The 13,072-nt window shown below is 39.1% G+C and carries 13 protein-coding genes; 6 read left to right on the forward strand and 7 right to left on the reverse strand.

Translation table 11 applies throughout. The features are described from left to right. Positions 1 to 274, forward strand: a 274-nt coding sequence (locus RQ763_RS03720) for a hypothetical protein (RefSeq protein WP_314151269.1), incomplete at its 5' end; no start/stop codon positions are given. A gap of 3 nt (positions 275 to 277) precedes the next feature. On the opposite strand, the gene RQ763_RS03725 is transcribed toward RQ763_RS03720, so the two are convergent. The 5 genes from RQ763_RS03725 to rpsF form a co-directional block, all read right to left on the reverse strand. Beyond that, positions 278 to 1,996: a hypothetical protein gene (locus RQ763_RS03725; protein ID WP_314151271.1), complete on the reverse strand. Its 1,719-nt coding sequence runs from the start codon at positions 1,994 to 1,996 to the stop codon at positions 278 to 280. 320 nt (positions 1,997 to 2,316) lie between these two features. After that, positions 2,317 to 3,462: a hypothetical protein gene (locus RQ763_RS03730; protein WP_314151272.1), complete on the reverse strand. Its 1,146-nt coding sequence runs from the start codon at positions 3,460 to 3,462 to the stop codon at positions 2,317 to 2,319. A gap of 291 nt (positions 3,463 to 3,753) precedes the next feature. Continuing rightward, the gene (gene rpsR / locus RQ763_RS03735) at positions 3,754 to 4,017 is read right to left on the reverse strand and encodes a 30S ribosomal protein S18 (RefSeq protein WP_294927630.1); all 264 of its coding nucleotides are present in this window, start codon (positions 4,015 to 4,017) and stop codon (positions 3,754 to 3,756) included. 27 nt (positions 4,018 to 4,044) lie between these two features. Continuing rightward, positions 4,045 to 4,566: a single-stranded DNA-binding protein gene (locus RQ763_RS03740; protein WP_314151274.1), complete on the reverse strand. Its 522-nt coding sequence runs from the start codon at positions 4,564 to 4,566 to the stop codon at positions 4,045 to 4,047. A gap of 35 nt (positions 4,567 to 4,601) precedes the next feature. Continuing rightward, positions 4,602 to 5,027, reverse strand: a complete 426-nt coding sequence (rpsF, locus tag RQ763_RS03745) for a 30S ribosomal protein S6 (RefSeq protein WP_314151275.1) — start codon at positions 5,025 to 5,027, stop codon at positions 4,602 to 4,604. 259 nt (positions 5,028 to 5,286) lie between these two features. Here rpsF and RQ763_RS03750 point away from each other — a divergent pair, with 259 nt between their 5' ends. From RQ763_RS03750 to RQ763_RS03770, 5 genes are all read left to right on the forward strand, one after another. After that, positions 5,287 to 6,312: a divergent polysaccharide deacetylase family protein gene (locus RQ763_RS03750; RefSeq protein ID WP_314151277.1), complete on the forward strand. Its 1,026-nt coding sequence runs from the start codon at positions 5,287 to 5,289 to the stop codon at positions 6,310 to 6,312. A gap of 2 nt (positions 6,313 to 6,314) precedes the next feature. Beyond that, positions 6,315 to 7,091 carry a DNA-processing protein DprA gene (locus tag RQ763_RS03755; protein WP_314151278.1) on the forward strand — a complete coding sequence of 259 codons (777 nt, stop codon included), beginning with the start codon at positions 6,315 to 6,317 and terminating at the stop codon, positions 7,089 to 7,091. 235 nt (positions 7,092 to 7,326) lie between these two features. Further along, positions 7,327 to 8,007 carry a superoxide dismutase gene (locus tag RQ763_RS03760; protein ID WP_314151279.1) on the forward strand — a complete coding sequence of 227 codons (681 nt, stop codon included), beginning with the start codon at positions 7,327 to 7,329 and terminating at the stop codon, positions 8,005 to 8,007. A gap of 51 nt (positions 8,008 to 8,058) precedes the next feature. Further along, positions 8,059 to 10,515 carry a 2-oxoacid:acceptor oxidoreductase subunit alpha gene (locus RQ763_RS03765; RefSeq protein WP_314151280.1) on the forward strand — a complete coding sequence of 819 codons (2,457 nt, stop codon included), beginning with the start codon at positions 8,059 to 8,061 and terminating at the stop codon, positions 10,513 to 10,515. Beyond that, a complete protein-coding gene (locus RQ763_RS03770; RefSeq protein ID WP_314151281.1) occupies positions 10,512 to 11,363 on the forward strand; it encodes a thiamine pyrophosphate-dependent enzyme in 852 nt (283 codons plus the stop codon). Before RQ763_RS03765 ends, RQ763_RS03770 begins: the two co-directional genes overlap by 4 nt. Here the strand turns inward: RQ763_RS03770 and queA are convergent. Both queA and tatC read right to left on the reverse strand, forming a co-directional pair. After that, positions 11,360 to 12,385 carry a tRNA preQ1(34) S-adenosylmethionine ribosyltransferase-isomerase QueA gene (gene queA / locus RQ763_RS03775; protein ID WP_314151282.1) on the reverse strand — a complete coding sequence of 342 codons (1,026 nt, stop codon included), beginning with the start codon at positions 12,383 to 12,385 and terminating at the stop codon, positions 11,360 to 11,362. The two genes, RQ763_RS03770 and queA, sit on opposite strands and share 4 nt — an antisense overlap. After that, on the reverse strand, positions 12,378 to 13,072 hold a 695-nt coding region (gene tatC / locus RQ763_RS03780; protein WP_314151283.1), incomplete at its 5' end, for a twin-arginine translocase subunit TatC. The genes tatC and queA, both read right to left, overlap by 8 nt.

A 13,072-nucleotide genomic window follows, 5' to 3' on the forward strand; every position in this document is an offset into this window, starting at 1 on the left:
AGAGATGTTGGCGCAATATTGCAGACTTGCTTTAGTCGACATGATAGAGGATGACAAGGCTCTTTACGCGGTGCTTAAAGCAAAGCTTACAAAAAAAGAGCTAAGACTTTTTGCTATGGATAGTGCCGGCATGAGCGATGATGCGATAAAAACAGAGTTTGCTTATGATGACGATGAGTTAGAGAAGGCTAAATTTAAACTCTATAAAAAACTAAAACAAGACAAAGTGCGCTTAGACTTTAGAGCAACAAATGCTTATAGTGAAGATATCTAAGGGCTAATTACCAAAGAGGATAATCTTAAATGTGACTCTTCTTGATCTCTCTTTATCTTCAACCTCATTGAGCATGATTTTTTTAGAAAAACTAAGACCGCTTCCTTTGAGAATTTCTGAGAGCCACTTTTTTGTTTTCTCATCTTGGTTGTTAAATATGTGGCTAAGTGTTGCAAACGAGCGGTTCATGGATAACCGCTCATTGTTTAGGTAACCGCTTGAAAAATCACTCGTACCCCATTCACTTGATGTGTGACCGTTGATTTCAAGTGCTTTTATATGCTCTTTGTTTTTGTATAAAAATGTTAAAAGTTTTTTGCCAAAGCTATCTAAAAACTTTTTTTGAGGGTTCGTCAACACATATTCGCCAATCTCAAAGTACAAACCTTCACTGCTAAAATTGATAGACAAATCCTCTCTTAGAGTCAGTGAATTTGCTTGAATCTCATCTTTGAAGAGTTCTGAGAGCTGTGCATAGAAATTTGTTACACTGTTTGATATTTGCGACATTGTGAGGTCTCGGTTTAGTTTTAAGAGCCACATGTTCGTCTCTTGAGAGTCTTTGTTTGTGTGCACTCCGGCAACTGCGATTTTAGAGTCGTGAAGTACATCAAGTGCATGAAAAGAGTCAAAATCCTCAGAGCCGTAATGCTCCTGAAGCAGCAGGGAAAACTTTGCATCAAGAAGCATTACAAGCCCGTCCGTATCATAACTGTCTTGAACATGACCCACGGCTGCAAGCCTGCCATCAGAGTACTCATCAATATCTTTTAAAACACTTGAATAGGTAGTATAGATAGTCTTATCCTGCAAGATATTTTTTTGCAGATCAACTTTTAGAAGCCTGATCTGCTCCTTGTTCATCTCGTCTTTTTGAGAGAGAGACACAACAAATGCAGAATCTCTTAGTTTGATGATTTTATGAGGAGAAATTCCCTTCTCTTCGACCTTCTCATAGAGCCAGATCTTATCGCCATGCTCGGTAATTCTCATAAGAGAGACCCCCGTTTGCTTCCCTTTGTTTACTTTGCCCAAAACAACAATTGAACCGTCATCCGCTTCTGCCGCGTCAATACCCGTGTCATCGCCATAAGAGCCGTATCTTTTGCTCCAAAGCATTGTGCCCTCTTGTGAGAATCTAGCAACATATATATCATTTAAGCCAAGACCGTTGCTAAAAACATCATAGCTCTGGTTTTGTGAAGCCGCTGAAGAGCCTATTGCAAGAACACCGCCATCACGAAGCCCAACGAGCTTGCTCATCCTGTCTTGGTTTGGTGTTCCAAACTCAGACGCAAATATTTTGTTTGCACGAGAGTCCAGTTTTAGAAGTACTAAAGAGCCACTAAGCGTGTGCCCTCCGACAAAGTAGCCATTCTCGGGAGTCTTTACAAGGCTAATCGCTTCATTGAAATTTGCGAGATTCATAGATTTTCTAAGCGAGATATTTGCACTGTTATCAACTTTTACAAGATGCATCTGTGAACCGTGGGCATTTGATAAAGATGAGAGATAATCAAAAGCGTTACTGTATGTAGCAGAATCATTTGATGAGCTATCTTTGTACTCTTTTATAAAACCAACCGCAGATATAGAGCGGTCATAATCCTCAGCCACATCAACCAAAGCGTTGTTGAACTTCTCATCTATAATGATTGAAAAATCAGTTGTTTTTGCGTATATATAAGAGGTAAGCAAGAGAAGAGTCAGAATATAGTGCATAGTACTACTTTTTATTTTTTAAGTAGCAAAAAATATTCCTAAATTATATGGGAGATCAGTTATTGGTATTACCTGACCCCTTATCTTTGTCACGGTCACATGACAATAAGAACAAGAAGCCCTCATTAGAAAAGTGGAGGTTCATTCACAGGGGTGTTATTTTTATTTTCCAGGGGTGTTATTTTTTTGTCACGGTCTCATGATTATAAGAACAAGAAAACTTTATTGGAAAAGAGGAGTTTCATTCATAGGGGTGTTATTTTAACGGCTGAGTTCACCAATAAATGCCCTGAAGGCATTTATTGGTGTGCGACGATTTGTTAGGTTTTTTCATTATTCTCTTCTTCATCTGTTGGATTATGATAAAAAATTTGTTCCAAAACAAGAAATCCTATAATTGATGATTTAAGAGAAAAATCACTTGAATTAGCTACACCATGTCCAACAGAATTTCGTGATATATCAGCAGGTTTTCCAGGAGCAAAATCAGCAAAATATATTTTACTCAAGTAATCACTGAACTTTGCAGGTAAGATTCGTGAGTATCGATCTTTATGTATTTGTGACATTTGCATTGGTGCTTGCGCCAGTTTTTTTTGAGTGTTTTGTGCACAATCAATAGATTGATTTATACTCCTCAAAACTCCTTCAATACGAGGAAAAAGAATTGATGTCGAACTAATATAATCCTTCTCTTTAAACCTTTCAAAGGCATGCTTAAGGAGCCCAATATGTTCTGCAAAGATATGTGAGCTACTCCATTTTTCAATAAATTCAGGTAATACTTCTTCAATATCAATTGCTATATCAGATAATAATTCATCACAATCCCAATTGGCTTTTATGTAATTCAAAAGAGAAGTAATTGTTTTCTTTTTTAATCCAATAAATGGAAACCATTTTTTTTCAAATAGCTTCTCCCATTCAGCATCACTTATTTTATGCAAATCTTGAAAAAATAAGTAGTTATAGAAATGTCCCAAGCTAGACCAGATGTCATAATCAATTATATAATCATTGTTAACTATTGGTGTAAAGTCAAAAAAGAAACCTTTTCGCCATCCTTTTGATAGGATGACAAAATAACCTACATCTTTAGGTATATCTACATCTTCAAATTCTAGTGAAATTATATCAGCAAAATCATCTTCATAAACTGGATCACCTTTTTTTATTGATTTTTTTACGCGAGCTTTGGCAATAAGGTTTAATTCATTTAGGAATACTTCACACTTGCCATCTTTATAAAATATAGCAAGCATATTATCCACCATAGAAGAGCGGATATTTTTATCCTTTGGCAGTAAATTAATTACTTGAGTAGGAATACCATCTAATCTATTTATAAACTCATCACCATCTTCAGAAGAGATGAATTGACGTGTAATAAGTGAAACATTTTCTCCTGATCTGGCTTCAGTTGCACTGTATCCAGCAGGTGGAGGATCAAATTTGATTGTATACAATGTACATGCTCCTAATTTATACCTAACTATTTATTCAACGAACATTATATATAAAACAGCTTGATATCAGCTAATTAAACGAACACGAAAAATGTTCATTTAAATGATAAAAATATGACAAAATACAATATTATGATTATTTTATGGCTAAGTTCATTAAAATTTTTAAAATATAGATGTGCATTTAAAAATGTTTTTGGCGTTATTTAAACATTTTGTCGTTTAATTGATTGGGAGTTTGTTTGTGAGAAAATTGCGTGGATAAAAAGCGGTGCAAAAGCACCGTTAAACCTATTTTAGGTTTTCGAACGGTGCAGTTACAACTGTTTTTCTAGTTACTGTATAAGGAACTAATGCCGCAGCACGAGCTCTTTTAATAACTGTTGAGATCATGTCTTGGTGACGTTTACAGTTACCTGTTAAACGACGTGGCATGATTTTATATCTTTCTGAAAGAGAGAAGCGAAGTGCTCCTACATCTTTATAATCCATGAAGTCAACTTTTGCTTCACAATACTTACAGTATCTTTTTTTATACTTTCTTCTTTCTGCCATGGTACTTCCTTTTGTTATATATTATTTCTAAAACGGAATTTCATCTTCATCAATGTCTATCTCAGGGATAGAGTTGCTGTTTGGCATCTGCTTATTTTGTCCATAAGAGGGCTGTTGTTGCGTGTTAGTCGGCTGCTGGTAGCTTTGGGGCTGCTGAGAAGCATAGCCGCCTTGCTGCCCTGTTTGACTCTGTTGCGGAGGATAATTGCCGCTATTTTGAGCATCCCCCTTGGAGTCTAACATCTGCATAGTTTCTACAACAACAGAGTGCTTAGAGCGCTTCTGTCCGTTTTGATCTACCCATTGATCAAAGTTAAGTCTACCTTCTACCAGGATTTTACTCCCTTTTCTAAGGTACTGGTTGGCAATCTCTGCGCTTCTTGCAAAGAATGTAATATCCACAAAACAAACTTCCTCTTTTTTTTCACCGTTTACGGTAAATTTGCGGCTCGTTGCAATAGCAGTATTTGCTATCGCCATTCCGCCTTGAGAGTATCGAAGTTCTATGTCTCTAGTTAGATTTCCAACCAAAATAACTTTGTTGTACATGAATTTTCCTTGTTTTTTTTAGGCGTTAGCCACAATTACTCTGCTGAGGCTTCAGCTACTTCTGTTACTGCTTCTACCGCTACTTCAACATCTTCTGTCTTAGCTTCTGTTGCAGGCGCTAAAGCTTTTTTGTTAGCTTTTTGAGCTAACTGATTCCACGCAGCTATTTCACGGTTTGTGTCATATTTGATAGTCACAAAACGAAGAAGATCTTCATTGATACGGAAACGTCTCTCAATTTCGCTGATTGCTGAAGGAGCAACTGAATAATAAATAACATGGAAATAACCACGCTCATTTTTTCCTATTGGGTATGCTAACTTTCTCATTCCCATAGCGTCTCTTGCAGCAATTTCGCCGCCGTTAGAAGTGATAACTTCTTCGATAGCAGCAATGCTAGCTTGAATCTCTTCTGCTGTTAATGTTGGTTTTACGATTACTAGGTTTTCGTAATTTCTCATAGAGTATAATCTCCCTTTGGTATTTTGCCCATCACTAAATGATGTTAGGCTTTTGTTTCCCTTTCGGATGTATATATATCGAAAATTTCAATTCGATACAAAGAGAAAGGAACGCGTGATTATACAAAAAAGATACTTAAAAAAACAATAACCAAGCAGTTAAAACCATTAAAGAGCTCAAAATATGTCAATCTGCAATGTATAACTTCTATTTTAATTTTTTAGGATATAGTTTTATCAATAATTTTATGGAGAGTATATGCCAAGAAGAAAAAAGGCTAGTCCTAAAAAAGAGTCAAAATTTTTAAGAAATGTAGCTTGGATTCTTGCCCTAACGGCAGTTCTTTTTGGCTCATTTATTGCTGGTTATTACGTCGGATACGATAGTGCTAAAAAAGATATAGCACAAAAAGCCAAAGTAAAAGAGGATAAAAAGCTCTCTATGCTAAAAAAGCTTGAAGAGTCAGCTGCTAAAACCAAAGAGTCAGATATTAGCGACAGGCTTAAAGAGGTGCTTAAAAAAGATAGCAAAGCAGCTCTTAAAGAGCAGGAGAGTGTCGGCGAATATGAGGATGCGTCGCACGAGGTAGATGGCGATGTTCTGCCTAAACCACCAAAAAAAGAGGCGCTCAAGGGAGTGCACAAACCAACACTTGCCATTATTATTGATGATGTAAGCGTACGCTCTCACGTAAATGCCATAAAGAGTTTGAATCTACCTATAACAATGTCTTTTTTGCCGCCAAGTAAGAATAGACCGAACTCTCATACGTTAGCTTCAAAAGAGAGCTTTTATATGGTGCATCTACCGATGGAGGCAAAAAACTTTGCAAAAGAGGAGCCATTTACTCTTAAAGTAGGTGATTCTCAGGAGACAATTACGCAAAGAATTGCTGAGATAAAAAAACTATTTCCCAATGTAAAACATATAAACAACCATACCGGTAGCAAGTTTACCTCGAATGAGGGTGCAGTCAACAGGCTTATATATGCATTAGATAAACAAAATATTAATTTTATAGACAGTAGAACCATAGGTTCGACAAAAGTGCCTGCCGTTATGAAGAATTACGGAAAAAAGTATATATCCAGAGACATTTTTTTAGATCATGAGTTTGATAAAGAGTATGTAAAAGAGCAGATAAAAAAAGCGGTTGCATATGCAAAAGAGCACGGAAGCGCAATAGCAATCGGGCATCCTCACTCAAATACTATTTTAGCGATAAATGAATCAAAAAAGCTTTTTGCCGATGTTGAATTGGTTTTAGTAGATAGGCTTTACTAAATATGAGCAGAGTTCAAGAGAGTATTCCTGAGCTCTTAGCCATGAAGAACTATCCAAAAGAACTCTACTATGATGGGGATATTGAACTTTTAAAAAGGGTAAAGGTTTCAATCGTCGGAAGCAGAAAACCTACAAAGTACTCTCGTCTGTGTATTCAAAAACTCTCATCATCTTTGGCAAAACATGGCGCCTGCATTGTAAGCGGAGGAGCGATGGGCATTGATGCAACGGCACATGTGGGTGCAGGAAGCGCAAATACGATTGCGGTGCTGCCGTGTGGCATAGACTTGCGCTATCCCGCTGTAAATAAAAATCTCTTAAACGATATAGAAAAAAACGGACTTCTGCTTAGCCAATTTGAGGCAGGTTTTCGCGCTACGCCATGGAGCTTTGTTGTTAGAAACGAGCTTGTCGTAGCTCTGGGAGAGGTTCTCATTGTCGCAGAGGCAGAGCCAGAGAGCGGAACCATGAGAAGCGTAGAATTTGCCCTAAAGATGGGTAAGAAGATATTTGTACTGCCTCATCGCATAGGGGAGAGCGGTGGAACAAACAGACTTCTTGAAGAGGCAAAAGCTGAGACGATTTATGATATAGATGCATTTGTAGCAAAATTTTGTGCGTCAAAGAATTTGCAAGAGATAAAAGAGGATGCTTTTATAGAGTTTTGCAGAAATAACCCGACTTATGATGAAGCTATAGCAAAATATGGTGCCAAGGTTTTTGAATATGAGTTAAGCGGGGAGATTATTATAAACAACGGAAAGCTTCAAGCTATATAGTAGTTGATAATTTTATATTGCTTTATAGATTAACATATAAGTAAAATCCTCATACACTCTCAACTATCAAGAATAAGCAAAATAAGTTAAGATAAAAAGTTACCTTGTTTTCCTCTCCAATCATATCAATCTTTTTGATAAGTTAAGGTTATTTATTAGTATGGCATTATTAGCAATATATTATTTTTTTTAAGATATTGTCATGTTAGAATCTAATGAGTTACAGGAGTTTAAAATGAAGTTTGAATTGATGAAGTTGCCTTATGAAGATACGGCACTAGAACCATATATATCATCAGAGACTATAAGTTACCATTACGGCAAACATCACGCAGCTTATGTGAATAAACTAAATGCTCTTATACAAGAGAGTGAGTTTGAAGGAAAGTCGCTGGAGTATATAATAAAAAATTCACAAGGCGGAATTTTTAACAACGCGGCGCAGGTCTATAACCACGATTTTTATTGGCATGGACTCACTAACACTGCATCCAGCCCCTCAGTGGCACTATCGGATATGATTGATAGAGATTTTGGCTCAATGGATGAGTTTAAAAAATTATTTTTGGATAAAGCCGCCACTTTTTTCGGCTCAGGCTGGGTTTGGCTTGTTCTGGGTAAAGATAATAAGCTCTCAATAGAGGGTCTCTCCAATGCCGACAATCCATTAGCACACAATAAAGTTGCACTCCTAGCATGTGATGTCTGGGAGCACGCATATTATATAGATTATCGCAATGCGAGACCTGATTATCTTGAAAATTGGTGGAAGCTCATAAATTGGAAGTTTGTATCCGATAATCTAGCAGATGCCCAAATTGACCCGAGCAACAAATATAGTCAGCCGTGCAATGAGAATAATGAGGTGTGTGATTATGTTGATTTCATGCAAGAGAATGAGAGAACACCGTCATAAGGTATAGCAGACGCTATATATAGCTAACTTATTTAAGTGAAAGGATATTGCATGACAATAGACGAACTTAAGCAATACAACGGTAAAGATGGTGCAAAAGCTTATATAGCTTACAAAAATGTTGTATATGATGTTACCGATAGCCCTCTTTGGAGCGGAGGTGAGCATGAGGGGATGCATTTTGCAGGAGTAGACCTAACTGCTCAACTCGCCAATGCACCTCACGGCAGTGATGTTTTTAAAGAACTACCTGTTGTTGCCAAACTTGAAGATGCTGCAAAAACTCAAGAAGACCAGAGCAGTTCTCATCAATCTTTAAAATCAAAACTAAGCGCTTGGTATAAAAAATATCATCCACATCCCGCAATAGTCCACTTTCCAATCGCTTTACATCTTTTTGCTGCAGGTATGGACGGGCTGTTTTTAATGGCGCCAAATGAGGCTTATGTTCTGGGAGTATTTTACACTTTCTTCGTTGCAACGGTCATGGGTTTTGTTGCGATGATTCCAGGGATTTTAAGCTGGTGGGTAAATTACAACTTTTCTATGCGCAGAGCATTTGTCATAAAGTTGATCGTCTCAACTATTACTCTTCTTTTGGGAGTTGTCGCTATCGGTATCTACTATGAAAATCCGCAAGCAGTGTATGAATATTCGTTTGAGGGAGTGCTCTACCACGCCATTGTACTTGTAACAGGTCTAAATGTCATCATCCTTGGTTATTACGGCGGAAAAATCACTTGGGGTTATGGAAGATACCAAACTCTTGAGCAAGAGAGCAGTGAGCCTATATCTGTAGCCAAAGATGAGAAAATAGTACCTCACCGAACTGTTTCTAATAGTATCTCTATCTTAATAGGCGGTGCGGCAGGAACAGGTATTGCCACACTTGAGAGGGTGCTTAGCGATGCGTTTAAAGAGAGCGGTTTTTATATCTTTTCAACAAAAGAGTATATGTCCAGAGTCAGAGGCGGAAGCAATACAACTCTAATTAGAATTTCAGATGCTCCCATGCAAGCGCCATGCTGGGAGGTTGATATCTCCATAGCTTTGGATGCAGATGCCCTAAAACATATGCAGCCCAGATGGAGCCAAAAGAGCATAATCTTTGCAGATGAGACATTCGGCGAAAAGGGTGATAATCTTATTTTAGTCGCAATGAGAGAGAGCGCAAAAAAGTTTGGCAGTTCGAAATATGCGAATAGTTATATGGCAGGTCTTCTTTTTGGATATTTGAGTATCGATAAGAGTTTTCTGCTGCAAACTATATCTGAGCGTTTTAAAGATGATGCGGCAAATATAGAGGTGGCAGAATTGGGCTACAAAGATGCTCTTAAATTAGAAAATAGAACCACATTCAAACTGCCAAAAGTTGATATAGAGGCTGTAAAAAAACTTCACTTAATGGATGGGACTACGGCATGCGGATTTGGCTTTTTAACAGGCGGATGCAACATGGTTACCTCATACCCGATGTCTCCCTCAACTGGAGTGCTGAATTTTATGGCTGCGATGTCAAAAGAGTTTGATATAGCACTAGAGCAGAGTGAAGATGAGATAGCATCTCTGCACATGGTGCTTGGCGGATGGTATTCAGGCGCAAGGGCGATGACCACAACATCAGGCGGCGGTTTTGCCCTTATGGGTGAAGCCTTGAGCTTATCGGGTATGACAGAGACTCCCGCCGTTATATATCTTGCTCAAAGGCCTGGTCCTGCTACCGGACTTCCTACGAGAAGTGAGCAGGGTGACTTGAACATGGCGACTCATTCGGGGCACGGCCCGTTTCCTCGCGTGGTTTTAGCACCCGGTTCTTTAAGGGAGTCTGTAGAGTACGGTTATCTTGCATTTGAGCTGGCTGATCGTTTTCAGACTCCTGTAGTTGTTCTGAGTGACCAATATTTGGCTGATTCTATCTCTATGATAGAAGATGTTGATTTTGCATCTTATGAACAACGCAGATATATCGTAAAGACAGAAGAAGAGTATGAACGCTATGCGGATACGCAAAACGGCATCAGTCCAAGGGGAATCCCGGGACTTGGAGAGGGTTTGATATGCTCGGTCGGTGATGAGCATGATGAGAGAGGGCAGATCACAGAAGATTACAAGATGCGTGAGCAGATGGTCGTAAAAAGAGCCCGCAAAAAGAGCGAACTTATAAAAGAGGCAGTTGCGCCCGAAGTGTTTGGAGACGGCGACATAGCAATTGTGGGCTGGGGTTCGACCAAAGGGAGCATCTCAGAAGCTCTGCTAAACCTAAAAAACCCTCGTCTGGCACAACTACACTTTGCATGGGTATATCCGCTCTCAAAAGAGCAGTTGAGTGTTCTTGAGAAATTCTCTCACATAATTGTCGTAGAGAATAATGCGGATGGAGCATTTGCAGATCAGTTAAAACTTCATAGTGTGAAAATAGACGATCAGATATTACAATCCAACGGTTTTAATTTCTTTGCAGATCAATTAAGCACAATGATCGAAGAGTCTATAAAGGAGATATTATGAGCCATCTATTTGATAAAGAAGATGTCGATGTTGCTTGGTGTGCGGGTTGTGGTAACTTTGGTATTTTAAAACTTCTCAAAGAGGTCGTCGAAGAGCTGGGAGTGAAAAAAAATAGTCTGGTCATAGTCTCGGGAATAGGGCAGGCGGCAAAGACACCCTACTACATAGACGCGAATATGTTCGGAGTGCTTCACGGCAGAGCGCTTCCCGTCGCAACCGGAATCAAGCTGGGCAATGAAAATCTTTGTGTAGTTGCAGAGGGTGGAGACGGTGATATGTACGGTGAGGGCGGTAATCACTTTATACATACCATAAGAAGAAACCCTGACATTGTTCATATCGTTCACAATAATATGGTCTATGGTCTTACAAAGGGGCAGGCATCTCCTACAAGTCAGAGAGGCTTTGAGACAAAAGTGCAGGTAAAGGGTGTGGCAAATGAGCCCTTTAACCCCTTGGCGGTTGCACTCTCTTTAAGAGCCGGATTCGTCTCACGTGTTAATATAGGCGATGCCGCACACGCCAAAGAGGTTATAAAAGAAGCTTTCAGACACAAGGGATACGCACTCATCGACATTTTGCAGCCATGCGTTGTGTTTAACAAAGTAAATACGTATAAATGGTTTAAAGAGAATAGCTATATGTTAGATGACTCTTATGATAGCGGTGATTTTGAGGGAGCCGTGAAAAAATCTTTAGAGACTCTTCCTATGCCCATAGGGGTTCTTTACAAAAATAAGAACGACAGAGTAACTTTTGAAGAGACCATAAGAGGCAGAGATGCCGAGCCGCTTCACTCAGTTACTCACGATATGGCTAAGATTAAAAGCCTGTTTGAGACCTATTAAAGGATAAGCATAGCGTCGCCGTAGGAGTAGAATCTATACTTTTTCTCAATGGCTGTTTTGTAGAGTTCCTGCGCCTTTTCTAAGCCTGTAAAAGAGGCTACAAGCATAAGCAGAGTCGATTTTGGCAGATGAAAGTTTGTAAGTAGGTGATCGACTCTTAAAGGTCTGTTGTTTGGGTGCAAAAAGAGGTTTGCTTCGCCTCTTTGTTTTTTGCTTCTTGCATAAAACTCTACGGTTCTAGTAGAGGTTGTACCGATGCTAAGTATCTTTATATCGGAATCCAAAAGTTTTTTTGCCGCATCTGAGATGGCGTAATACTCCGAGTGCATAGGGTGCTCTGTTATAGTTTCACACTCAACAGGCTTAAACGTTCCGCTTCCTACATGCAGAGTAACGTACGCGTGAGCAAAATTTTTACATACTCTCTCATGCTGCTCTTTTGTAAAGTGCAGGGATGCCGTGGGAGCGGCAACTGCACCCTCCTCTTTTGCAAATACGCTTTGGTACTCGCTCTCATCCTCTTTGTTATCCTCTCTTTGGATATATGGCGGCAGAGGGATGTGACCTATATTGTCTATGATCGGAAGAAGCTCTTCAAAACGAAGAGCAGTTGCGTTTTGGTAAAAATTTACAACTCTGCTTCCGTCTTCATGCAGCTCTTTTACAATAGCTACTAAATCATCGGCAAAGAAAATCTCAGTACCAATTTTCACTTTGCCTCTTATATAGACATTTACATCGTGAGCATTTAGGGCTCTGTTAATAAGAAGCTCTATTTTGCCGCCGCTCTCTTTTTTGCCGAAAAGTCTTGCTTTTATCACTTTTGTGTCGTTAAAAATAAGTGCGCAATCTTTTGGTATAAGAGTCTCAAGATCAGAGAACTTGAGATGAGAGACCTCGCCTGTGGCTCTGTTATAAACAAGAAGTTTTGCGCTGTCTCTGGGGTTTGCAGGGTGGGTCGCTATGAGCTCCTTTGGAAGAGAGAAGTCATAGCTTGAGGTTAGAAGTTCTTTATTACTCACTGTCTTTATTTATCGCTTTTATCTCTTCAAGCAGATCGATATCTTCATTGTCTTCCTCTTCTTCAAGCGGCGGAGCAGGGTTGACCATTTTAACAATCAAGATAGAAACTCCATAAAGAATCACAAGCGGTCCTGCCATAAGAAGCTGTGTTAGTACATCAGGAGGAGTAAGAAGTGCTGCTACTATAAATATAATTACAACCGCATACTTGAAAAACTCTCTCATCTGTCTATCATCAACCATGCCAAGAAGTGCCAAAAAGTAGGCAAAAACAGGAAGCTCAAAAGCGATGCCGAAGCCAAACATTATCTTTGTAAAGAAGCCTACGTAATCCTCGATGTTGATAAGAGGAGTAAACTTAAAACTACCAAATGTTATGAGAAAATCAAAACCAAAAGGGGTGACTATGTAGTAGGCAAACAAAACACCCACTGCGAACATAATGGTTCCCCCGAGGATAAAAGGGATAATCATCTTCTTCTCATTTGCATAAAGAGCCGGTGCAACAAAAGCCCATATTTGGCTAAGTATGATAGGAAGTGCTCCTACAATTGCCGCGAAAAAGGAGACCTTTAGTGCTACAAAAAATGCTCCGCCGACTTGATTTGTCGTAACCATTCCCTCGGCAGCATGCAAAGACTTTTTACCTACTTCTAAAAGCGCTACATTTAGAGGTTCAACAATCC

It is taken from the genome of Sulfurimonas sp. (genome assembly GCF_032250635.1).
Taxonomy (GTDB): domain Bacteria; phylum Campylobacterota; class Campylobacteria; order Campylobacterales; family Sulfurimonadaceae; genus Sulfurimonas.